Raw genomic sequence first — 24785 nt, forward strand, 5'->3', positions numbered from 1 at the left:
AGCTCCGATGGAGGACAAGGGACTTGAACACCAGCGGCGAGCTCTGGCGCCAGATGGAAAAGGTCCGAAGCCAGATGCGGCCGACCGAAACGGTGCGGCTGGAGCATCCCCGCCTCCAGTTATTCGCGAAGTCCGAGTCGTCGAACGTCAGCGGTAGCGCGAAAGACAGATCAGCTGTCTGGATCCTGCAAGAAGCCGTCCGCGCTGGCCGTGTCCGCCCGCAGACCACGGTGGTGGAGTCGTCGTCGGGGAACCTCGCGCTCTCACTGGCCGCCTTCTGCCATCAGATGAAGATCGATTTCATCCCCGTGATCGACCCCAACACCAACACGGCTACTGTGCAGCGCCTTCAGCGAACCTGCCGGAGGGTGGAGACCGTTCAGGAGCGGGATGAATCGGGCGGCTTCCTGCTCACACGATTGGCTCGGGTCGCCGAGCTCCTACAGGAGATCGATGACGCCTACTGGCCGGATCAGTATTCGAATGCTGACGGTGCCCGCGGTCACTACGAGCTGACCGGCGCTGAGCTGGTGGAATCGCTCGGACACATCGACTACTTGTTCGTAGGGGTCGGCACCGGCGCGACCATCACGGGTGTATCGCGACGGTTGAAGGAAGCGGACCCGGACGTCGCCGTCGTAGCCGTCGACGTGGCCGGTTCTGCGGTGTTCGGATCGGAGCCGCGCCGCCGGCTGATTCCGGGTATCGGATCGAGTATCCGCCCACCGTTGGTCGACCAGGCCGCCATCAGCGAGGTGGTCACCATCTCTGAACTGGACGAGGTCGTGGGCTGCCGCCGACTGCTCAGCGAGCACGGCATCTTCGCCGGTGGATCGACCGGAGGCGTGTTCACCGCGGTCGAACGCTACTTCGCGTCCCACCGTGGGCCGGCACCGGTGGTCGCGTTCCTGTGCATGGACGGCGGCGACGTGTACCGGGATACCGTCTACGACGACGCCTGGGTCGCCGCGAACCTCAAGCCGTCCCTGGTTCCTACCTTTGGCGAGGCGTAGCCGATGAAGCGCACCCCCACTGTCCCAGCGAAACCGCCGGAGCGCGTCACCGGAGAGTTCGTCGACCTCGGTACGCGGCTGCGTGCGCACGCCGACGCGGCTCCGGACCGTCTCGCACTCACCTTCCGGTCCGCTCACCAGGACAAGCCGTCACAGCACATGACCTATGCGGACGTGGCGCTGGCGGCGGAGCGAATAGCCCGCCAGCTCTCGGGGCGGTTGGCCGTGGGCGAGCGCGTGCTGATCCTGCTGCCGACTGGCGCGGACTTCGCGGTCGCCTTCTTGGGCTGCCTCACGGCCGGGATGGTCGCGGTGCCGTTGCCTGTGCCGAACAGCCAGGTGACGGCGCGCCGCGTCCTCGGCGCCATGCGGGAGAGTTCTCCTACGGGGATCATCTCCACCCGGTCCGGCTACGACTCGGTCGTTTCCGGGCCGCCCGAGTTGCAGAAGCTGTGCGAGCTCACCTGGGTGCTGACAGATGCCGAGGATGACGCCGGGGGCGTGGGCCGGCTGCCCGCGGCCACAGCCGCCGAGGACATCGCGTTCCTACAGTACACATCCGGTTCGACGTCGGCAGCGCGCGGTGTGATGGTCTCGCACGGCGCTCTGGTGGCGAACGAAGCCGCGATCCAGGACGCGTTCGGTGTTTCCACCGACTCGGCAATCCTTAGCTGGCTGCCGCTCCACCACGATATGGGCCTTATCGGCGGACTCCTTCAGCCGCTCTACACAGGTGCTCGGGCTGTACTCATGGATCCGGGGTCGTTCATACGCCGGCCCGTGTCCTGGTTGCGGGCGATCTCCGAGGAAGCGGCCGACATCAGCGGCGCCCCGAACTTCGCGTACGACTTGTGCCTGCGCACGATCACGCCGGACCAGAAGCGCGATCTTGATCTGAGCCCGTGGCGGGTGGCGTTCAACGGCGCCGCCCAGGTCTCCCCGCAGACCCTGCGGGCCTTCAGCGACGCGTTCCGTGACGTTGGTTTCCGGTCATCGTCACATGTTCCCTGCTACGGGCTGGCCGAGGCGACCCTGCTCGTGGCCAGGGGGAGCCGGACCGCCACGACCGGGACCGCCTTCACGAAGTCCTCGCTTGAGCACGGGCGGGCGTGCGAGGCGCCAGCGGGTGAACCCGGCACCCGGGAATTGGTCTCCTACGACTTGCCGACACACACCCGGGTCCGGGTCTTGGACAGGGAAACCGGTGAGTCGGTCGCCGACGGGCGGATCGGCGAGCTCGCGGTGGCCGGACCGAGCAACGGCTCCGGCTATTGGGGGGACCCGGCTGCCAGCGCTGCGACTTTCCAGGTGAGGACCGGGGGCGGTGACCGGCCCTACCTGCGTACGGGCGACCTCGGCTTCGTGCATGACGGGCGCCTCTACTTGACCGGCCGGGCAAAGGACCTGATCGTCCACCGTGGCCGGAACATCCATCCCCAGGACATCGAGGAAGATGTCGCGGACATCGATCCGGCGGTTCGGCCGGGACGATGCGCAGCCTTCTCAGCGCCCCGCGACGGGGACGAAACGGTTGTCATCTGCCAGGAGGTCCGCCCGAAGGGCGCGGCGGGCCGCTATGAGGAGATCACCGGCAAGATCCGGGCCGTGGTTGCCCGAGAGTACGAAGTCGCCGCATACGCGGTGGTGCTGCTGCCGCCGGGCAGCCTCGACCTGACCACCAGTGGGAAGATCCAGCGCCACGCCGCTCAGCGCCGGTTTCTCGATGGCACGCTGAAGACGCTGTATTCGAGTGTGCTGGAGGCCGCACCGTCGGTGTCATCGACCCTGGCCGACCTGGTTCGGGAGTGCTGGCGGACCGACCTGCCGCACGCGGAGCGCATCGACGCCCTGACCCGGGTGTTCTGCGAATATCTGGGCGAGAAGCTCGGCCTCCAGGTCCCCCCGGCTGCGGACGCGACGCCTGCGTCGCTGGGGGCCGACTCGATACTGGCGGCACAGATGCAGAACGAGATCAAGGAGGCGCTCAGCGCCGACCTGCCAGCTACGCTGATCCTGCGCGCGCAGTCGGTCCGAGCGTTCGCGGAGGCGGTCTCGGCGGCACTGCCGACGGGCGGTGGCCCTGCGCCGGTGCCGCCGCCAGTGGTGCCCGGTGCAGCCGACGAGACCGCCTACGACCTCACCGAGGCTCAGCGTGCGCTGTGGTTCTTGCAGCGTGCGTCCCCGGACAGCTACGCCTACAACGTGACGCGGGCGTTCGGGTTGGCCGGCGAGATCGATGTGGACGCGGTCTGGACGGCGCTGGCCGCAGTGACCCGGCAGCACCCCAGTCTGCGAATGGCCGTACGCAGTGAGCGCGGCAGGCCCCGGGCCGTGGTCGAACCGGACCGCGGTGTCGATGCTGTGAGCCTCGATGCCCGTTCGTGGACGGACGCGCGGGTCTCCGACTGGCACCGTGCCTTCGCCACCAAGCCGTTCGACCTTGAACACGATCCGTTGCTGCGTGCCGCGCTGCTCCGCCGGGAGACCGGCTGGAGCTTGCTCCTGTCGTTGCACCACATCGCCTGCGACCTGGCCTCCCTGGCGATCATCGTGTCCGACTTCGCGGAGGCTTATGACGCGGCCGCCCAGGGGCGGACCCACCAGCCCGAGACTGCCGCCCCTGACGCCGCGGGCCTGCCCGGAGCTCGGGAGCGCGCGGTTCTCAAGGCAGAAGGGGACCGGCTCGCCGGTTACTGGGCCCGTCAGCTCGCCGGGGACCTGCCCAACCTCGCGTTGCCCCGGTCCGGCGGTCCCGCCGAATCAGACCAGCCTGAGGGCGGTGCCGGGTCGACCGTTCCCGTCGCGGTGCCCAAGTCGACGATGGCGGCGCTGCGGAGCTACGCGCGGTCCAGGGGGCTGACGTACCACAATGTGCTGTTCGCGGCCTACCAGGTGCTGTTGCACCGCATGACGGGCCAGACGGACCTACTGGTCGGTGTTCCCACGATGGGCCGTGACGACCGCCGCCTCGATTCCTGGGTCGGCTACCTGATCAACACGGTGCCGGTGCGGTCGACCTACTCGCCGCAGCTGAGCTTCGGCGAGTTCGCGCTACGGACACAGCAGACCATGCTGGACGCGCTCGATCACCGGGACCTGCCGCTGTCGACGATCACCCGGTCGGTGAATCCGGAGCGGCTGGACGCGGCGACTCCGCTGTTCCAAGCGATGTTCGAGTACTACACGGCCACGTTGCCCGGTGGACACGAGGCCGCGGCGATCGTGCTCGGTGACCCGACGGCGTCGTTGCCGATGGGCGCCGGCGTACTGCGGGCGGAGCCGGCGCCGGAGCACACCGCGCAATCGGATGTTTCAGTCAACGTCGCGGTAGTCGACGATACGGTGCGGCTCGCCGTCCAATTCCACGCCGGAAAGGTGTCCCGGACCCAGGCGGAGCAGCTCGCGAGGGCGCTGGCGACCCTGCTGCGAAACATAGCGGCGGACCCGCGGCAGAGGCTCCAAGCGCTTCCGATCAGCACGCAAGAGGAAACAGCGAACCGGGTCGCGGCGGGCAGCGGTCCTGTGGTCGACCGCCCGGAGCACTACCTGGAGTCCTTCGAGCGACTGGCCGACACCAGCCCGGACGCACCTGCCGTGGACGACGGCAACCAACGGCTGACCTACGCCGAGTTGGACCAGCGAGGAAACCACGTCGCGGTCCGGCTCGCTGAGCAGGGCGTCGGTGTGGACGGCGCCGTGGTGGTGTGCGCGCAGCGGTCTGCCGGCTACCTGACCGCGATGCTGGGCGTGCACAAGGCCGACGGCTGCTACGTCCCCATCAGCCCGGGCGAGGCGCCGAGGCGCGCGGCGGCGATGCTCCGCTCGGTGCGCCCGATCGCCTGCGTCGTCGACGAAGCCGGCGCCGCGCTCCTGACCACCGCCCTGTCCCACGCCGAGCTGCCGTATCAGCCTCGGATACTTGACCTGCCCGAGCTGACCGGCGGCCGGACCGGCTACCGCCTGGAGCACCGCTGCCCCGCCGATGCGGCGGCGTTGGTGATCCACACCTCCGGAACGACCGGCACGCCGAAGTCGGTGGTCGTGACCAACCAGGGGATGACGAACCACAACTGGCAGATGCTGGAGCACTTCGACGTCGGGCCGCGGGACTGTATCGCGCAGACGGCGCCGGTCTCCTTCGATATCTCGGTCTGGCAGTTCCTCGCACCCCTCACCGTCGGTGCTCGGGTCCGGATCGTGCCCGAGCCGGCGGCGGGATCTCCATCGGGCCTGTTGCACGCCGTGCACGACGGCGGCGTCTCCGTGCTGGAACTCGTCCCATCGATGATGGCCGCGCTGCTCGACGCCGGACTCGCGCACGCCCCTGGCCGACTGCGCGTCATGATCTCCACCGGTGACTCGCTCACACACGACATGGCCGACCGATGGCGGAACGAACTGCCGCAGGTCCCGCTCTACAACGCGTATGGTCCAGCGGAGTGCAGCGACGACGTCACGATGGGTGTGTGCGCGTACGGGCCGGACACACCGATTTCCGGCTCGATCGGCGGGCCACTGGCCAATACCACGGTGCAGGTGCTCGACGAGGAGTTCGTCCCGGTCCCCGAGGGCGTCATCGGAACGCTGTGCGTCGGCGGAGTCGCCGTCGGCCGCGGTTACCTCGGTGACCCGCGCCGTACGGCCGAGGTCTTCGTCCCGGACCCCTGGTCGCGGGTGCCTGGCTCGCGTATGTACGTCACCGGCGACCTCGGTCGGATGACGCCCTCAGGCGATCTCGAGTTCCTTGGCCGATCCGATCCGCAGATGAAGATTCACGGGGTCCGGATCGAGGCCGGTGAGGTGGAGGCGGCGCTGCGGGCCTGCCCGGGTGTGAGCGCCGCGGTGGTGAGGGTCACGGCTGGGACCTCCGGTCCGGCCCTGACGGGATACGTCGTCTTCGGCGCCGAGGAACCGGGACGCGGACCGTGCACGGACGAGCCACGGGTGCTCGACCCGGTCGAAGAGCATCCGCTGCGGACTGTGCTCCAGGAACGCCTGCCGCGCCAGATGATCCCGACGGTCCTGGTCCGGATACCTCGCCTGCCTCGCTCGGCCAATGGCAAGCTCGACTATGCCGCGCTTCCCCGTCCGCGTGCGGAGCAGTCACCCGCGGATGGCGGCGACCGTCCCGATGATCCCGTGTACACGGCGGTGAGGGCGGTCTGGTGCGAGGTACTCGAGCGGGAAGCGCTGACGGGGAACGACAACTTCTTCCACCTCGGTGGGCATTCACTGCTCGCGCTCATCATGCTCGACCAGGTCAGGCGGGTGTGCAGAGCAGACCTCGAGGTGGACACAGTCTTCGCGCATCCACGCCTGAGCGACTTCGCCGAGGCCGTCCGGCGGGCGGGTCCTCAGGCCCCTGCCCAGTCGGGTGCGGTAGAGGCGCCGGCCGACGGGAGTCCAGGCGCCGATCGACCCATCGCGATCCCGGCGAGTGCGGCGCAACAGCGGTTCTGGTTCTTGCACGAGCTCGACCCGGGGAGCCCGACCTACAACATGCCGGGCGTGTTGCGGTTCCAGGGCGTCCTCGACCCGACGGCCATGCAAAGCGCGCTGAGGGACGTGCTTCACCGCCACCCAGTCCTGCTGGCGCGGTTCACCCAGGAGGACGGAAAGCTGACCTGGGCCGCGTCCTCCCCTGAGGAGTCCCCCGCCGAGGACCTCGACCTGCGGGGAGTGCTGGCCGAGCTCGGTGATGCTGGTTTCGACCAGTACGTGGACAACGAGGCGGCTCGACCGTTCGACCTCCGTCGCGAGGTGCCCTGCCGGGCGACACTGGTCCGGCTGGGGGAGGAGGAGTGGGCTTTGCTGGTCACGATCGACCACATCGCCAGCGACGGTGTCTCGATGTCGCTGTTCCTGGCCGACCTGGCCGAGTCCTACAACCGGCGGGTGCGCGGGGACTCGGCGGGGGAGGCGCCGGCCTTGCCCGCGTACACCTTCGCCGACTACTGCCTCCAGGAGGAGGCTTGGCGGCGGGGGCGCGACCAGGCGTCGCGCGTCTCAGAGGCCGCCCAGTGGCGGGACCTCACCGCCGGGCCGGTGTCGGTGTCCCCGACGCCGAACCGGGCCACCGCCGCCGGGACCCGATCGGGCCAGCACGTCGGATGGATCGAACCAGGGCTGGCCGCTGAGATCCGCCGCACCGCCGAGCAGTTCGGCGTAACGCCGTTCATGGTCTTCGCCACGGTGTTGTCGATGCTGGTCCACAGCGGTACCGAAAGGCGCGAGACGACGCTTCTGGGTACCCTCATCGCCCAACGTGACCGTCCACAGCTACAGCAGGTCGTAGGGCCATTGTTGAATGTGGCCGTTCTCGCTACCCGCTTGGGACTGGACGATGCCGGGGCCGATGCCCTGCACCTGACCCGCGAGAGCGCCCTTCGCGCGTACCGGTCCCGTTACCTGCCATTCCAGGAACTCGTTCGGATGCTCCCCCGCGCGGATGGAGAATCCATTAGTGAGGACAGCGGGCCATTCGATGTCATGTTGGTGATGCAGCCCGCTACGGAGACGCCGGACTTCGACGGATTGACGGTCACACTGACCGAGGTCGAACCGGAAGACGTTCCCTATCCCTTGACGATAAATGTTGAGGCGTGGAACGATGGCTATCGTTTAGGATACCGATTCGCCCCGAATCGGTATGGGCACACCGATATCGAGGCGTTGGACTCGGCTTTGCGGAAAATGTCCTCAACGCTCGTACAAAACCCCAGGCAGACAGTGGGTCAGCTTAAAAAGACGAGCTGGGAGGTCGGGTGACAGATCGGCAGGCGCAAGCGGTCCAAGACCTTCTCGATGGATTCGCGGTTAACTGCGCCAAACGGCCGGAGTCCACCGCGGTGGTCGACGGGCAGGAGAAATGGACCTATGCCCGACTCGACGCGGAAGCCACGTGGTACGCCTCGGTCCTCGCCAGCCGCGGCGTCGGCCGGGAAAGCGTCGTACCCGTGGTGGCCACGCGGAGCGGACAGTACATTGCCATGCTGCTCGGTGTGCTCCGTGCCGGCGCCGCCTTCCTTCCGCTCGACCTCGGTACGCCGCGGCAGCGGGCCCGCAAGATGTGCGCCGACGCCGATGCCCATGTGTTCCTCGTACAGCCGGGGAACGAAACGTACGCGGTCGATCTCGTCGACGATCCGCGGCGGATCGTGTCCGCGGTGGCGCGGTCCGGTTCCTCGGCGGCCGTGTTCCCAGACCGCGACCCCAGCGCCCTCGCGTACGTCATCTTCACCTCAGGCTCCACCGGTACCCCGAAGGGTGCGATGGTGACGGACCGGGGCCTCTCCAACCACACCGCGGCGAAGGTCGGTGACCTGGCGCTCGGGCGGTCGGATGTCGTGGGGTTCACCGCTCCGCTGTCGTTCGATATCTCGGTGTGGCAGGCGCTGGCCGCCCTGACGGTCGGCGGATGCGTCGCGGTCGCCTCGCCCGTCGACATGTCCGAGCCCGCAGAACTGCTCGCGTGGATCCGCCGAGACGGAGTGACCGTTCTCGAGCTCGTGCCGTCGCTGATGGCCGTGCTGCTCGACGACCTGGCGCTCGACCAGAGGCCGACGGGGTCGCTATCGACACTGCGGTGCCTGATCGCCACGGGTGAGGCTTTACCGCTGGAGCTGGCCCAGCGCTGGCACGCGTCTTTTCCCGGCACCATGCTCATGAACGCCTACGGTCCGGCCGAGTGCTCAGACGACGTAACACACCATGTCGTCACCGCCGCCGAATGCGCGAGGGGCCGGCCGCCCTCCATCGGCCGTGAGGTCATCAACACCCGTATCCACCTTGTGGACTCCGCCGGCCGCGAAGTGGTGCCCGGGGAGGAAGGAGAGATACTGGTCGGCGGCGCGGGGGTCGGGCGCGGCTATGTCGGCGACCCGGCCCGGACCGCGGGTGCCTTCGTTCCGGACCACCTTTCCGGCGAATCCGGCGGCCGTCTGTACAGAACAGGCGATCGCGGGCGCCGAGCCGCAGACGGCACGATCGACTTTCTGGGTCGCCGCGACCGCCAGGTCAAGATCCGTGGTCAGCGAGTCGAGCTGGGCGACGTCGAGGCACAATTGCAGCGGGTCCCCGGGGTAGCGCACGCCGCCGCGGTATTCGTGCAGGAACGACTGCACGCCTTCGTCTGCCCGCAGTCCGGCCTCGCCGTCACGCTGGACCCCGCTTCGGTCCTTGCCGCGATGCGGGACGGCACGCAGGCGTTCCTGGTTCCGCATACGGTGACGGTCCTGGACGAGCTGCCGACGAACAGTAGCGGAAAGACCGACCACGGGGCGCTTGAACGCCGTGTCGCTGATACGGCGCGGGGAACCGGGGCAGGGGAGGGAGCGCGCTCCCTCGACGCGGTTCAGGCCGTGATGGCCGAGGTCCTCGAGACTCCCGCGGTCGCGCCGGACGATGACTTCTTCGCTGCCGGCGGCGACTCGCTGCTCGGCATGAAACTCGTGTCGGTCGTCCGGGAGCGGTTCGGCGTGCCGGACGTGTCGTTGCGGGAGTTCCTCGCGGAGCCGACTCCCCGCGGGCTGCTCGCGGCCTTGGCCGCGGCCGAGCGGACAGTCCCGAACGGATCGCCGGGCCCCAAGGGCGGGGCCGCCGCATCCGCGCTCTCATCCGGTCAGGAAAGGCTGTGGTTCCTGGAGCAGCTCCATCCTTCCCGGTACGTGCAGCTGATCCGGTTCCAGCTGGTGTTCCGCGGTGCGCTGGACCTGCCCGCGCTCGAGCACGCACTGGCCGCGGTCGTGCGCCGCCACGAGCCGCTGCGGACGGTCTTCTCGCAGGAGCGGGGCGTGCCGTCCGCCCGGACCGTGCCGCACGCCGAGATCGTGTTGCAGAGGACGGCCGGAGAGGACGCGCCGGACCCGTACCAGCTCGCCGCGGACGGTCTTTCCGCGCGGGAAGAGAGGCCGCCTTTGCTGGTGGCGCACCTCGCGGAGCCGGCCCCGGACCACTTCGTGCTCGGCCTGGTCCTGCACCACCTGATCGCCGACGGTGTCTCCCTCGGGGTGCTCGGCAGGGAGATCGGGCATTACTACGAGCGCTATCTCCGCGGGGACACCGAGGTCGCGCTACCGTCCACGACATACGGCCAGTACGTCACCCAGGAGCGGAACTGGCTGGCCGGCCCTGAGGCGGCGGCATGCGAGGAGTTCTGGCGCGACCAGCTCTCCGGGGCCGACACGCTGATCGACCTTCCGCTGGACCGCCCGCGCCCCTCCACACCCGGCTTCGCTGCTCGTAGCGCGGTGCGCACACTGGCACCGGACGAGACGGCACAGGTGAGAGCGGTGGCCCAAGCGGAGCGGTCGACGCCGATCATGGCGGTCAACTCCGCGCTCTACGCGGTACTACGGGCGTTGACCGGGACCAGCGACATCGTCATCGGGATAGACGCCGCCAACCGCTCCTGGCCCGGCAGCGAGGAGCTGATCGGTACCTTCGTCAACCAGCTGCCGGTGCGGCTGCGTTCCGCCCCTGGGCCACGGTCCTTCGGCGAACTGTTGGCGCTGGTGCGGCGGCAGAGCCTCGCCGTCTACGCCCACGACCGGCTGCCGTTCCACAAGATCGTCGCCGCGGTCAACCCGCCGCGAAGGTCCGACCGGTTCCCGTTGTTCCAAGTCAAGGTCACCCATCAGGGCACATGGCGGGACAGCCTGGCGTTGCCGGGCGTCGACGTCGTCCCAACGATGCTGTCGGAGCCCGTCACCGACTTGGATCTGATGCTGGACGTCTCCGAGGAGGCCGACCGGCTGCGTCTGGAACTGGTCTACCGCCCGGAACTACTCGACGACGGAACCGCCGCCGCTTGGCTTGACAGCCTCCACGACGTGCTGTGTTCCGGTGCCGCGGACCCGGCCGCTCCACTGGTGGTCCGGTTCCCGACCGCGACAGCGGCGTCATCACGAACTTCCTTGGAGGAGTAGGTGAACCACCCCGCGATGCCCACCGAGACGGTAGTGGCAACGGTGCTGTGCGAGCTACTGAAGGTGGAGTCGATCGATCCCACCGAGGACTTCTTCGCGCTGGGCGGCCATTCGCTGCTAGCGGTCCAGGCGGTGCAGGAACTCTCCGAACGCACCGGCGTCCCGCTCGAGCTGGCCTCGTTCTTCGACCTCGGCACGGCGCGGGAGATCGCGGCCGAGGTCGATCGGCTCTCGACACTGCGCGCGGGGGCACCCGAGGCGGTCGCGGAGGAAGGAGAGCTGTGACGACCCGACGCTTGCTCGGCCGCTTGGACGAGCTCGGAGTCCAGCTCGAAGTGGTCGACGGCCGACTCCGCTACCGCAACCCGCACGGACGGCTCACCTCTGGTCTACGGGAGGAGATGCGCGGTTGCCGCGACGAGCTGGTGGAGCTGGTGAAGCGGCGGGAGCGGCTGACACCGTCACCCACGCACACCGGCGGCGATGACGACGCCGACCGGTCCGGGACGCTCTCGGCATCGCAGCGGGTGCTCTGGGCGACCGATCACATGCTGGACGACGGAACGTATAACCTCTGCGGCGGTTTGAGGCTGCGAGGCCGGCTGGCGGAGGACGCCTTCGAAGCCGCTTTGGCGGACCTGCATCACCGACACGCTTCCCTACGCACGGTTTTCGTAGCCGAACGGGGAGAACCGGTACAGCGGATCCGGGTCGGAGCTCCCGTACCAATGGCCCACCGGGACCTGCGAGGGCTTCCGCCGGAGGAGGCGCTCGCGGAGTGCTTGCGGGAATGCGCCGAGACCGCTGACCGCCGGCTGCCGCTCGGCACCGAACCACCGGTACGCATGTACCTCTACCGACTGGCCGAGGAGGACTACGTCTTCTTCGTCAGCCTGCATCACGTCGTCGCCGACGGTGTGTCCTTCCAGATCCTGATCAACGACCTGGAGCACTTCTACAACGCGCGCCTGACCGGCGACCCGGTACCGCCCCGCCCGCACGCCATCGACATGGTCGACTACGCGCGGTGGGAGCAGGACCTCTTCCGCTACGGTGACCTGGCGGCCGCCCGGCGGTACTGGCGCGACGCGCTCGCCGACGGCCCGAAGGGGATGCTCCGGCTACCGTCGCCCGCCGCTGGCTCCGGGACCGAACGCGGCCCGGCCTACCGCACGGACCTCGATCCGGGGGTGACCAAGGCGATCGGTGTTCTCGCCGAGTCGACCCGGTCCAGCACGTTCATCGTCGTCACCGCCGCGATCGCCGCGGTGCTCGCCAGATTCACCGGCCACGACGACCTGGTCGTCGGGATGCCGGTGGCGCGGCGTGACCGGGAAGGGCTGTCGCAGCTGGTAGGCCCGCTCATCGACACCGTGCCAGTCCGCCTCGATCTCCGCGATCGGCCTGCTTTCCGGGAGCTGGCCCGACGGGTCCGAACCACCGTGCTCGGAGCGCTGACACATCCTTTCGCCTTACCGGACGGGGACGGGTCCGAGCCGGTGGACCCCGCTGGACGGCGCCTGTTCAACGTCCTGGTGACCGATGCCGGGGCACCGCTCCCACCGCCGGCCTTCACCGGCCTCACCGTGTCCGAGGTCGAGGTCCCGCAGATCGGATCGAAGTTCGACCTGAACTTCCTGGTCCGTGTAGCGGATGACCGCATCCGGATCGACGTCGAGTTCGAACGTCGCGCGGTGAGCGAGGCAAGCGTCACCGAGCTCGTGGCGGCGGTGGCCGACCTGCTCGCGCAAGCCACGGTGGACCCGTCCCGGCCCGCTGACGAGGTCGCCGCGTCCGTCGGCCGTCCGCCGGAGCTCGTCCCCGCGCAGACGGCCACGCCACCGGTGCCGGATGACAGTCCGGCCGTCGCGACGCTGGTGGAACTGGTCCGAGAGGTCCTACGGCTCGGTCCCGCGCCCGGACCCGGCGAGACGGACGCCGTCAGCGCGTCCGCCGACTTCTTCGATCTCGGCGGCGACTCGATGCTGGCCATCAAGCTGGTCGGTCTGGCACAGGAACGCGGGCTGGGGCTCTCCCTCCGCGACATCTACGACGTCCCGGTACTGGGGGACCTCGCCACCCGCACGGCCCTCGCCGAAGGCACAGCCCCATCAACACGGGATGCGGGCGGCCGGCCTGACGTCACCGCGGGACCACCGTTTCGCCTGCTGGAATCCGGTGCGGCGGATTCGTTCGCGCCGGACGTCGAAGACGCATACCCGATGACAGCGCTGCAAGTCGGCATGCTCTACCACCAGGAGCTCGCTCCTGCCTCGCGCATCTACCACAACCTGCTCAGCGTCCGGGTCGGCGGCCAGATGGTGCCGCCCAAGTTCCGCGCGGCCGTCCAGGCGGTCGCCGCCAGGCACCCGGTATTGCGTACCAGCGTGGACGTCGGCCACCCGGTCGGCGCGGTCCAACGCGTGCACAACGACGTCCAGGTGCCGGTCAGGTTCGAGGACCTCACCGGCCTGACCGCGCGGGAGCAGGCACTCCGGATCGAGGAGGTGCTCGACGAAGAGCGCCGGACCGACTTCGATGTGACGACGCCGCCCTTGCTGCGGTTCGCGGTGTTGACGCTCTCGGCGGCCGAGTACCAGCTCGTCTTCAGCCACCACCACATCCTGCTGGACGGATGGTCGGTGAACGTCCTCTTCGAAGACCTTCACCGCTACTACCAGGCACAGCTCATCGGCGATCACGACCAGGTGCTGCCCCCGCTACGTGGTGGCTTGGCGGACTACGTGGAGCTGGAGCAGAAGGCGCTGGCCGACCCGGCCGAGGAGGCGTTCTGGCTCACCTATGCCCCACCTGGCAACCGGCTGCTGGCTCCGGAAGCCTCCGCCGAGCAGCAGATGCGTCGGCTGAGCCTGGACTTCCCGCCCGGCACCATCACAGACCTGCGCCGGGTGGCAGCGGAGGTCGGCGTACCCCTGAAGGCACTGCTGCTGGCTGTGCACGTCCGTATCCTCGCCTGGCTGATGGGGCATGACGAGGTCGTGACCGGCCTTGTGCTCACCTGCCGACCGGACGGACCGGACGCGGACCGCCTGTTGGGCCTGTTCCTCAACGAGCTGCCTATGCGGGTCCGCCTCGACGATCCGACGTGGGCGGAGCTGGCACGTCAGGTCCACGCGGAAGAGCTCTCGATGCTGGAGCACCGGTGGTATCCGCACGCCGCGATCCTGAGCCGCCGTGGCGAAGGTGACCTGTTCGACTCGTACTTCAACTTCACCGACTTCCACACCACGAAAAAGCTGGTCCGGGACCAAGAGCTGGAGCTGCTCGACGCGCTCGAGTTCGAGTTCACCCATTACGCGTTCGGCGTGAACTTCACGGTGGACCCCCGCAGCCGCGAGCTACGGCTCATCGTCGAGTACGACTCGGCGCGGCTTGACCGCTCCACGATGCTGTCCACCGCGGAGGCCATCCAGCGGACGGTGCGCGCCGTCCGGACCGACCAGGGCGCGTCCTGTCGGCGCGTCAGCCTTCCCGGGGCACTGGAGCTGGCTCAAGTCACCAAGAGCACCGTCAGCGTTCTGGAGGAACAGGTAGAGCCGGCCGGCGCACGGTCCCCCCGCAGCTCTGCGCCACGCGAGCGATCCCCCTCGGTGACCGGCCCGCCGTCCGTGGGCGGCACGGAAGCGCGGGAGCCCTCGGAAGAACTGGTGCACAGTGTCCGGGAGACGTGGACCGAGGTTCTGGGCCCCGGAGACTACACGCTGGACCAGAGCTTCTTCGACGCCGGGGGAGACTCCCTGACCGCGATGCGTGTGGTCAGCCGGCTGCGTGCCAAACACGGCAGTTTCTCGATGCGCACATTCGCGAAAGCACCGACGATCGCGGCCACGGCCAGTGCGCTGGCCGGAGAGGCAAGCGGGCTGTCACCAGCCGGCGCGGCGCCGGCATCGGCGCCACCTCCCGTCCACCCGCTGCGCTACCCGGTATCACCGACCCAGCAGCAGCTGTGGTCGCTGGCGACCCGGCTACCGCAGCTGCCGTTGTTCGGGATCCCCGGGGCGTTCCGCATCGACGGTCCGGTCGACTCCGACCTGCTCGAGGCCGCGTTCGCCAGGCTCACCGCCCGCCACGAAGCCTTGCGGACGAGGTTCGAGTCGACGCCGGCCGGTGTGGAGCAGGTCGTCGAGCCGCAGGTCACGTTGGCGATCGAACGGTCCGACCTCAGCGGGCACGCGGATCCGATGGCCGAATGCGACATCCGGATGGCAGCCGCCGCACGTGAGCCGTTCGCGCTCGACCGGGCACCACTGCTGCGCGTCGTCGTGTATCGGATCACCGAGCGCGTCCATATCGTCCACATCAACGTCCACCACATCGTGTGCGACGGCTGGTCGATGGCACTGCTACAGAGCGAGGTCACGCAGTTCTACCAGGAGCTGGTCACGGGTAGCCCTGCGGTGCGTCCGCTGCCGCCCGGCAGCGGCGAGCTCACCCGCGACCGCATCGCCTGGGCCGGTACGCCCGCCGCCGACCAGCAGCGCCAGCACTGGGTGGAGCGCCTGGCGCCGCCGTGGCCGACACTGTCGGACCATGCCGACAGCCGGTTTTCGCGGGTCGAGCAGGCGTCCCTGCTCGACCGGTTCAAGTCGCGGTCATGTCGGCGATGGCTGCCGGACTCCACCGTCTCGACCCTGCGCAGGGTGGCCGCCGCGACCGGGCGGACCGAGTTCATGCTCGTGTTGGCGGGGTACGCGGCCACACTGGCGGAGTGGAGCGGCGAACCGGATATCAGGATCGCGACGATGCTGGCCAACCGCGGTGAGCCGGGCGCGGAAGAGGTCGTCGGCCTGCTGGCCAACACCGCGGTGCTGCGCCTTCGGCTGGATTCGGCACAGGATCCGGACACCCTCAGCCGACACGTTCAGGCCGTGTGCTTGGACGCGTTCGATCACCAGGAGGTCCCGTTCGAGGAGGTGCTCGAGTCGCTGAAAGCGAAGTCACCCGCTCCGGAGCGGGAGGGGCAGCTGTTCGAGGCGATGCTCCTCATGCAGGACGAGCTGACTGGAAGTGAGGTCGGCGAGGGGCTGAGCCTTACGCCGCACCGCTCACAGCGCGCCATCCTTAGCACCACGGTCGCACCCACCACGGTGAACTTCGTCCTGGCCGCTACCACTGGCCCCAGCGGGATCGAACTCAATCTCCAGTACAAGCCGGTCGCACTGGCGGACGCGGCCGCACAGGATCTGCTCAGCGATATCGTCGCCCAGTCGACCGGCATCGCGGAGACCCTCGATGGCCAGGAGTAGGCGCTACCGGCCGAGCCGTCCGCGGTACCTGCGCCTGGCTCTGCTGCCGTCAGCACGTGCGCTCCTGGTCGCGGTCGCCGCTACCGCCGCGACCGCGGTGGCGGCGGTAGCGCTGGGACCACCGTGGGTATCGGCTCCGGTCGTTCTCGGCGGCGTGGCCGCCACCGTCGGTTACTTCCGGCGCCACCGCCAGCGGCTCGCAGTCGAACTCCATATGACTCGAGCCCTGCTGCGCTCGACGGCGTTTCGCGGCAACGTGCACATACCCGAGCTCACCAGCGAGGTCCACGCTGAGACCACGAGCGCCGGAGTGGTCCGAATCGACGCGTCTTCCTGGCTGGACGGGGTGCGGGCGCTGGGGTTCGTGATGATGCGGGACCGTGGCTTCCAACTCGACTTGCTGCGACGGACCGGCTCGGGTCGCCTCTCGGAGGTGCTGGGCCGGCGAGCCCTCGCCAGCGACGAGCAGTACCGGGCCGCTGACCTGGTGACGGCGGCGCAACGCGCGGCGGCGGGACTCGAGGAGCCCGAACGCGACCTCCTGACCGCGTTCGCCGCGGGAGCGAACGCCGCGCTCGCGCAGCTGGGGCCGCCGTTCGAGTGCCGCTTCCTGTCCTACCGGCCGCAGCCCTGGACCATCGAGGACAGCATCCTGCTAGCGCTGTTCATGTTCCACACGCTCTCCTGGACCGAGCGCCAGAAGCAGGCCGACGCGGTGATCCGGCACACCTTCCCGGAGCCGATCACGCGGTTCTTCCTCGCTAGCGGCCGGTCGGTGCCGCCGAGTCCGCCAGCGGATCTGGCGGGACTCCGGTCCACGGAGGTGGCGGACGGCGTGGTCGCGGCGGATAGGCCAGCGGCGGGCTCGAACTGCTGGGTGGTGGGGGACGCCGACCGCACGTTGCTCGCATGCGACCTGCATCTGCCGCTGATGGCACCGAACCTCATGTACGAGCTGGACCTGCGCTGGCCGGGCCGGCGGTTGCGAGGGCTCGCGGTCGCCGGGCTCCCGGTCGCCCTGACGGGGACCAACGGGCACGTGGCCTGGGGCGTGACCGACCTTGCCGCGGATGTCCTGGACCTCGTACCCGTGGAGGAGCCCGCGCACGAACTCCGGACCCGAACCGAGCGGATCGGTGTGCGGGGAGAGGGGGAGCGCTCATTCGAGATGGTCGGTGACGGGTCTTCGCCGGTCGCGCGGACACCGCTGATGGGCGCGCGGGCCGCGATCCGATGGACCGGTCACTCCCCGCGTGCCGGTGACTTGAAGTTTCAGCGCCTGGCACACGCCCGCACGCTTGAGGAGGGCATCGATGTGGTCGAGGGCGCCGACGGGATCGCACTCAACGTACTGATCGCCGACGAGGCAGGGAGAATGGCCCACCTCGCCTCAGGACTGCTCCCACGGCGGTGCGTCAAGGCGCCATCCGCCACCCCCGAGGGGTACCTGGCCGGTGCCGAGCGGCCGCGGATCGTGGACCCCCCGTCGGGGATACTGGTCTCGGCGAACGACGAGGCGCTGCCGCAGGACGAATTCCGGATCGGTTACGACGCCGACCCCGGCTACCGCGCACACCGGATCCGGCAGCTGCTGGAACAGCGGCGCGAAACCACCCCCGCGGAGATGCGCGCGCTCCAGCACGACGTGGCCGCCGAGCTGTACCTGCCGTATCGAGACCTCGCGGTAGCGGCACTGGCCCGGGGCGCGGTGAGCCGGCTCCTGACGGGCTGGGACGGTACGGCCGGGGCGGACTCGCGTGCCTTCGGGGTCCTGGTCCGGTTCCGGGCGATTCTCGCGGAGCGAGTGCTCTCCCCGTACTTCACCGCCTGCCGTGACCACGATCCGACCTTCGTCTTCTCGACAAGGTCGATCGACTCGCCGCTGTTGTCCGTCATCCGCTCGGGAGAGACGTCACTGCTGCCTCCCGGCGAAGAGCACCGAGGGTGGCCGGGGTTCGTGGCGCGGTGTGCCGAGGAAGCCGCCGGGCAGCTTCCTCGGACGGTCCTGAGCCGTAGGGTGCGGCGCTGGGGCCGGCTCAACGAGGTGGGGCTCGCGCACCCGTTGACGCTACTGGCCGGATGGGCCGACCGGTTGCTGAGCATCTCCCCCCGACCACAGCCCGGTGCGCTGCACTGCGTGCGGACCTGTGCCCCGGGATTCGGGGCCGCCGGCCGAGCCGTGCTCTCCCCCGGCCCCGACCCGGTGGCCCGGTTCGAGATACCGGGCGGGCAGTCCGGCCATCCGCTGAGCCGGCACTTCGCTGATCGGCACCCGCAGTGGGCGCGCGCGACCTCGTCCGGCCGCCCACCGCGGGAGCGGATCACCGACGAATTCGTCATCACCCGCGAACCAGTAAGAGCTCCGAAGGACTGAGGGCGGACAGGACGGTCGATGAGAACCTACGAGCATTCCGATCAACGCTGGGAATACACGATTCCCGGACTGTTCGCGGTCCAGGCGCGGCGATGGCCGACGGCGGTAGCGGTCTCGTGCGCCGACGCGTGCCTCTCGTACGCAGAGCTGGACGCCCGGTCGGACGCGGTAGCGGATTGGCTGTTACGACACGGTGTCGGTGTCGAGTCGGTCGTGGCGGTCCGACTCCCGCGCGGGCTCGGCCTCGTGGTCGGCTTGCTCGGCATCCTGAAGGCCGGCGGCGCGTACCTGCACATCGAACCGGAAACGCCGCTGAGCCGGGCGAAGGAGATCATGTCCGCGGCACGGGCTTCGGCCCTGGTCGCTGAGAGGGACGTCCCCGGCTTCGACCTGCCCGTGCTGACGCCCGACGCGTTGGACCCGGTAGGGCCGGAGACGGCCGTGCCCGAGGTCCGGCCGGACAACCTGGCCTACATCTCGTTCACGTCCGGTTCGACCGGCGTGCCCAAGGGGGTCGGGGTCCCGCACCGGGCCGTCGCCCGGCTGGTCCTCGGGGACTCGGCGCGATCCGGCCCCGACCAGGTGTTCCTCATGTTGGCGCCCGTGTCGTTCGACGCGTCCACGCTGGAGGTCTGGACGCCTTTGCTCACCGGTGGCCGTCTAGCGGTCTACCCGCCTGACCCGGTCGATACGGCCGAGCTCTCACGGGTGCTCTCCCGGGAGCGGGTCACGGCCCTTTGGCTGACCAGCGGGCTCTTCCACCGGATGGTCGATCACCATATCGACGCGCTTGGCGGGCTACAGCAACTCCTGGCCGGAGGCGACGTGCTGGACCCGGACCGGGTGAACCGGTTCCGAGAGCGGTACCCGTCCGTGCGGCTGGTCAACGGCTATGGTCCGACCGAGAACACGACCTTCTCCAGCTGCAACACCGTCTCGGAACCGGCCTGCGACGGGTACGTGCCGATCGGCAGGCCGATCGCGGGCACGACGCTCTATGTCCTCGACGCCGGTCTACGGCCGGTTCCGCGTGGCGGCCGCGGTGAACTCTATGTGGGGGGAGCCGGCCTCAGCCGCGGTTACGTGACCGACATGCGGGCCACCGCGGCCCTCTTCCTCCCAGATCCGTTCGCCACCGCACCGGGCGCTCGGATGTACCGCACCGGTGACCGCGTGCGCTATGCGGACGACAACAACCTCGAGTTCTTGGGCCGTACCGACCGGCAGGTCAAGATCCGGGGATTTCGGGTCGAGCCGACTGAGGTCGAACGGGTGCTGCGCTCCGTCGTGAGAGTGCGGGAGGCGGTCGTGGTGACGATGATGGACGAGACGCGCCCGGCGGAGCTGGCCGCCTACGTCGTTCCGGAGCGAACCGACAGCGACGACAACGATGAGCTGGTCACACAGGTGCGTCGCGAACTGCGCCTCCGGCTCCCCCCGCACCTGATGCCGTCGGTGCTCATCCCAGTCACCGAACTGCCGCTGAACCCCAACGGCAAGGTCGACCGGTCCCGCCTGCCCGTTCCCGACCGGCACGCGCGCAGCAGTGACGCCGCGTTCGTCGCGCCCGCGTCGACGACCGAACAGCTGGTCTGCGACTTGTGGGCAGAGGCACTGAAGATCGATCGGGTGGGTGTGCTCGACGACTTCTTCGAGCTCGGCGGGCACTCGCTGCTCGCGATGGACTTGATCGGAAAGGCCGAAACCGTCTTCGGGGTCGAACTCCCGATCCGCATGCTGCTGCTCCACCCGACCGTGCGCGAGTTCGCACTCGCCGTTGACGACCACCTCAACCGATCGGTTGCTGAATGAAGATCACATCACCGCTACTGTCTGACCGCGTCCCTCTCAACGAGATCGACTTATACGATCCCTGGTTGTACACGGATGGGAACCCACACCTGCTCTGGCTGACCCTTCGGGAGGAGCAGCCCGTCTTCTGGCAGCAGCTCTCGGATGGGCGGGGGTTCTGGTCAGTGACAAAATACGAGGACTGCCGACGCGTGTTGAGTGAGCACACTGAGTTCACTTCCCAGCGCGGAGCCATCCTCAAGATGCTCGGAACGCCGGATCCTGCCGGCGGGCACCAGATGGCTGTCACCGATCCGCCACGGCATACCCACCTGCGGGCACCATTGCAGGAGATGCTGACCCCCACCGCGCTGCGGCCGCACATTCCGCGGATCCGCGCCGGCGTCCAAGAGTTGTTGGCCCCGATGGTCCGTGAAGGCGTGTGGGATCTCGGCGCGGCGATGACCGCGTTGCCGATGGTGGTCTCCGGAATCCTGATGGGCCTTCCCAGCTCGGACTACTCCGACCTCGTGCGCAGCGGTCTCATGACCGTCGCCCCGGACGACGAGGAGTTCCAGGTCGACGGCGGTCCGGAGGCCACCCTTCAGAAGGCGCACCACGACCTCTTCGCCTACTTCGCCCAACAGGTGCGTCGACGGCGCCAGGGGCCGAAGGCGGCCAAACCGGGTGAGCCGGACATCATCGACCGACTGATGACCATGCGTGTGGAGGGCTCCCCGCTCACCGACGGCGAGATCGTGTCGAACTGCTACTCCATGCTGCTCGGCGCGAATGTGAACACCGGACACGTGATCTCCGCGGCGGTCCTGCACTTGCTGAACGACCAGGAGCAGTTCGACCTCTGGGCGAGCGACCCGCGTTACCGGCGGACCGGGCTGACCGAAGCGCTGCGTTGGTCCTCACCGGTCGTCCACTTCTTGCGCTATGCCGTGGAGGACGTGGAGATCCGTGGCCAACGGATCCGGGCCGGTGACGGCGTGGTCGCCTGGCTCGCCTCGGCGAACCGGGATGATGAGGTCTTCCCCGATCCGTTCAGGTTCGATATCGGGCGGCGTCCGAACCGGGAGATCTCGTTCGGCTTCGGGCCGCACCGCTGTATCGGCGCGACCGCGGCCCGGATCACCTTGGAGCTGACCCTCGACGAGATCTTTTCGCAGGTCTCCCGATTCGAGCAGGCCGGGGAAGTGGAGCACCTCTGCTCCAACTTCACCGGCGGCATCAAGCACCTTCCGCTGACGGCGCACCGTCGGTGACCGTGGCGCCGATGCCCAAAGGGCCACGGGCGGAGCTTGCGGACGATAGGTCCCAGGACCGGGTACGCGCGGCAACCGCCGGCCGTCGGCGGTGGCGAGGCCGGGCTCGGGGAACCGTTCGGACACCCGGGTGAGCGCCACCTCGACGATCGCCTTCCCCAGGGGGCACCGGAACACCCATGCGCCCTGGGCGGGAAACCGAGGTGGGGCGGGGAGCCTCGCATGCGTCGCCCGAGGCGCCCCGCCCGCCAAGCTGTGCCGACCGGGCTCACCGCCTGGACGAGCCCGTTCCCGTCCGAGCCGGTCAACTGGGCCGAAGACGAGATCCCCCGCCCGCTGCCCACCCCGCGCTCGTCCTGGCCGCTGCCCGGTGCGATGCACGGCGTCAGGGCCGCCGGGGTCTGGAGGGTCGACGAACGCATCCGTTCCGCCTCCAGCAAACCGCTCCCCGCGTACCCCGGCCGGTTCTCGTGGACCCGGGCCCCTCAGCCGATGCGTTCACCGTCCACGGCCGGGCCCGGGAGGAGTCACCCCTCGTCCGGCTATTGGAAAGCCGCGCCGGGTACCGGGCCCGCGCACCTGGTGATCCGCATCCCTACCCGTCACGCTTTTGCGGTTCATCGTCCGATGGCTCGGCCACGGCGACTCGGAAGCCGACATCGAAACCAGTGTATTTCGGAAGCGAGTACAACCGGCTCATGGCCTCCAGCCCCAGTGGGCCGCAGTCGTTGAAGAACGATCCACCGCGCATCGTTATCAGCTCGTACTTGCCCTCGCGGGTGACGATGGCACGCGACTTCTCCTCAGAATACGGGTATCGATGCCATCTCGTCTCCGTCCACTCCCAGACGTTACCGACGATGTCGGCCAGCCCGTGCGGTCCGAAGGCCTCAGGGAACCGGCCGATCGGCGTAGTGTCGCCGATGTGCATTCCATAGTTGCACTTCGACGGCGTCGGTCGCTCGTCACCCCACGCGAACCTGCGCGCGTCCGTTCCCCGTGCCGCCTTCTCCCACTCCGCTTCCGTGCACAACCGGGCTCCCGACCAGGCACAGTAGGCGATGCAGTCTTCGTACGACACATGGGTCACCGGATGATCGGCTTTGCCGTCAATGTCCGAGCCCGGGCCGCGCGGGGCACGCCAGTGGGCCCCCTCCATCTCGGTCCACAGTTCGTCATTGCCCGGAAACTTCTCTTCTGGTTCGGTGCCGGTCCACACCCAACTGTGTCCTACGCGCTCAGCCACTGTCACGTATGAGGTGGCGTCGACGAACACGGCGAACTGGCTTACCGAAACCGGCCGACGAGCGATGTGGAAGGTGTCGACGTGCACGGTGTGGGCCGGTGCGTAGGAGCGGGGGCGGCCATCACGCCGCACTTCATCGGCGCCCATGGTGAAAGGGCCGCCGTCGATCCTCACCCAAGACGACGACTCGTCCGGTACATTCACCACACCCCGGTCGCTCTCCGCGACGTTCGACGTTCGCTGGGTCGGATCAGGCATGGCTCGCTCCCTCGTGACGTTCGATGTCTTGGTAGTACTGCCACACGATCCCCAACGGTGCGAAACCGCACCGGAGGAGGCGATCATGGAAAGCCTTCTGCTCCGGCGGTGAGCTGCCCACACCCGCCGACCGGCGCCACTGGCGAATCCTGAGCTTGCCGAAGGTGTAGAGACTCGCGTGCCAGTCCGACGCCGCGCCCAGGACTTCTCGGGCCGCTCGGTGGCTCGGTATTTCACGGATATCGGAAACGCGCTGAACCGCCTCCGCGAAGGTCCATCTCCCGGAATTCACCGAAACGAAGACAAGCAGCCGTGTCGCCGCCTCCAGCGCGGCCAGTTGCTGGGCCGCGTACACCAGGGGCCTTCCTTCGCCGAGCCCGTGCTCGATGGCCAGCTCCTCGGCGTAGTGCGCCCACCCCTCCACGAAGCCCGCCCAGATGCGTACGTGTGTGCGCGGTCCATGACGCCGTCCCCGAAACACCGCCTCCGTGTGCAGGTAATGCCCTGCGTAGGTTTCGTGCACAGCCAGCATTTCCAGTACTGGCAGGCCGATCCGCTGTTCGCCATTCACCCCGTTGGGGGAATCGGCACGCTCCGGAAGGTAGAGGTAGTGCGGGTGGGGGCCGGCTTGGTCGAAGGGGCCGGACAGGCTGAACTGAGCCGCGGCCGCCATGCGCGGTCGGAGCCGGAACTCCAACGGATTGACCGTCTCTACCCCGACCGTGTCCCGCTCCTTCCAGAATCCCCGCAGGTGCGCGACGGTACGCCGCATGTACCCGACAGCCGTGTCATCCGGCGCCAGACTCTCCATCAGGCCGTACAGGTCCTGCCGGCGCTGGACCCCGAACCGCGCGGCGAGTGAGTCCAGCTCCGCGATAAGCGAGTCCAACTCCGCCTGCGCCTCTTCGACCATGTCCGACGGCGACATGTCGATACCCTCGGACACACGCACCCACTCGCGCAGGCGTTCCGGACCGAGCACCCCCGTCTCGGATGCGGTCTCGCCAACGGTCTTCCCGAACTGTTCGCATGCCTGCGCCGCGGCGTGCGCGGGTGTCGCCAGTTCGGCTGGCGGTGAGTCCGGATGCTCGCTCGCTAGCAGGGGGACCACGGCCCGCAGGTCCGCGGCGAGCGCGCTCGCATACTCCATGCTGCGCAGCCGTTCACCCGCTGGCAGGCTCGACTCAAGAAGCTGACCTGCCTGCTTGAGGAACTCGGGCACGCGCAACAGGTGCGATTCGATCGCGGCGTACTTCGCCTGGACCGTAGCGTAGGGCTTCTTGATGTAGTTCCAGACGTCCGCCTCGTTCAGGCTCTCCAGCGGACCGCGGTGCTCGCGTCCTTCGACGCCGCTCCGGAATGCCTCCCGGTCCAGCCAGGCCAGAAGGGTGCGGGCGTCGGCCCGCACCTCCGGATCGGTCGCGGACTCCAACGGGGCTACCCGCAGGCGCAGATCTCGGAGGGTCTCCAACGGTGGTCGGAGCACCTCGGGGAACCGGGCGTCGTAGTCGTCCCTGCCGATGTCACGGGCCGAACTCGGATAAAACTCGAAATAGGATTCGAGGACCTCGGACAGTGCACCCGTGCTCATAGGTGTTTAAGGACTGTCGAGGACCGTGCCAACACCATGACATCC

At 68.7% G+C, this 24785-nt stretch carries 10 protein-coding genes; 8 read left to right on the forward strand and 2 right to left on the reverse strand.

What is annotated here, in order from left to right:
- Window positions 1-23: 23 nt before the first annotated feature.
- The 8 genes from sbnA to AC0T5L_RS11385 all read left to right on the forward strand — a co-directional run bounded on the left by sbnA (window position 24) and on the right by AC0T5L_RS11385 (window position 21645).
- Window positions 24-1013: a 2,3-diaminopropionate biosynthesis protein SbnA gene (sbnA, locus tag AC0T5L_RS11350; protein ID WP_476165386.1), complete on the forward strand. Its 990-nt coding sequence runs from the start codon at window positions 24-26 to the stop codon at window positions 1011-1013.
- Between the two features lie 3 nt (window positions 1014-1016).
- Window positions 1017-7781 (forward strand): amino acid adenylation domain-containing protein, encoded by a 6765-nt coding sequence (locus tag AC0T5L_RS11355; RefSeq protein ID WP_476165387.1) that lies wholly within the window; start codon window positions 1017-1019, stop codon window positions 7779-7781.
- On the forward strand, window positions 7778-10939 hold the full coding sequence (locus AC0T5L_RS11360) for an amino acid adenylation domain-containing protein (protein WP_476165388.1): 3162 nt from the start codon (window positions 7778-7780) through the stop codon (window positions 10937-10939). The genes AC0T5L_RS11355 and AC0T5L_RS11360 overlap by 4 nt, the downstream gene beginning before the upstream one ends.
- A gap of 33 nt (window positions 10940-10972) precedes the next feature.
- Window positions 10973-11224: a phosphopantetheine-binding protein gene (locus AC0T5L_RS11365; protein WP_476165389.1), complete on the forward strand. Its 252-nt coding sequence runs from the start codon at window positions 10973-10975 to the stop codon at window positions 11222-11224.
- Window positions 11221-16206 (forward strand): condensation domain-containing protein, encoded by a 4986-nt coding sequence (locus AC0T5L_RS11370; protein WP_476165390.1) that lies wholly within the window; start codon window positions 11221-11223, stop codon window positions 16204-16206. Before AC0T5L_RS11365 ends, AC0T5L_RS11370 begins: the two co-directional genes overlap by 4 nt.
- A complete protein-coding gene (locus AC0T5L_RS11375) occupies window positions 16193-18580 on the forward strand; it encodes a penicillin acylase family protein (RefSeq protein WP_476165391.1) in 2388 nt (795 codons plus the stop codon). The genes AC0T5L_RS11370 and AC0T5L_RS11375 overlap by 14 nt, the downstream gene beginning before the upstream one ends.
- A gap of 18 nt (window positions 18581-18598) precedes the next feature.
- Window positions 18599-20392: a non-ribosomal peptide synthetase gene (locus tag AC0T5L_RS11380; protein ID WP_476165392.1), complete on the forward strand. Its 1794-nt coding sequence runs from the start codon at window positions 18599-18601 to the stop codon at window positions 20390-20392.
- A 194-nt stretch (window positions 20393-20586) separates the two neighbouring features.
- Window positions 20587-21645, forward strand: a complete 1059-nt coding sequence (locus AC0T5L_RS11385) for a cytochrome P450 (RefSeq protein WP_476165393.1) — start codon at window positions 20587-20589, stop codon at window positions 21643-21645.
- Between the two features lie 595 nt (window positions 21646-22240).
- Here the strand turns inward: AC0T5L_RS11385 and AC0T5L_RS11390 are convergent.
- Both AC0T5L_RS11390 and AC0T5L_RS11395 read right to left on the reverse strand, forming a co-directional pair.
- Window positions 22241-23149, reverse strand: a complete 909-nt coding sequence (locus AC0T5L_RS11390) for a formylglycine-generating enzyme family protein (RefSeq protein WP_476165394.1) — start codon at window positions 23147-23149, stop codon at window positions 22241-22243.
- Window positions 23142-24740 (reverse strand): DUF885 family protein, encoded by a 1599-nt coding sequence (locus AC0T5L_RS11395; protein ID WP_476165395.1) that lies wholly within the window; start codon window positions 24738-24740, stop codon window positions 23142-23144. Before AC0T5L_RS11395 ends, AC0T5L_RS11390 begins: the two co-directional genes overlap by 8 nt.
- Between the last annotated feature and the right edge of the window lie 45 nt (window positions 24741-24785).

It is taken from the genome of Nocardiopsis sp. TRM 82005 (genome assembly GCF_056312425.1).

Excerpts from the sequence above, each read along its gene's own strand:
- AC0T5L_RS11375 (WP_476165391.1), top strand. The coding sequence starts at position 16,193 with ATGGCCAGGAGTAGGCGCTACCGGCCGAGCCGTCCGCGGTACCTGCGC.
- AC0T5L_RS11380 (WP_476165392.1), top strand. The coding sequence starts at position 18,599 with ATGAGAACCTACGAGCATTCCGATCAACGCTGGGAATACACGATTCCC.
- AC0T5L_RS11395 (WP_476165395.1), bottom strand. The coding sequence starts at position 24,740 with ATGAGCACGGGTGCACTGTCCGAGGTCCTCGAATCCTATTTCGAGTTT.
- AC0T5L_RS11355 (WP_476165387.1), top strand. The coding sequence starts at position 1,017 with ATGAAGCGCACCCCCACTGTCCCAGCGAAACCGCCGGAGCGCGTCACC.
- AC0T5L_RS11390 (WP_476165394.1), bottom strand. The coding sequence starts at position 23,149 with ATGCCTGATCCGACCCAGCGAACGTCGAACGTCGCGGAGAGCGACCGG.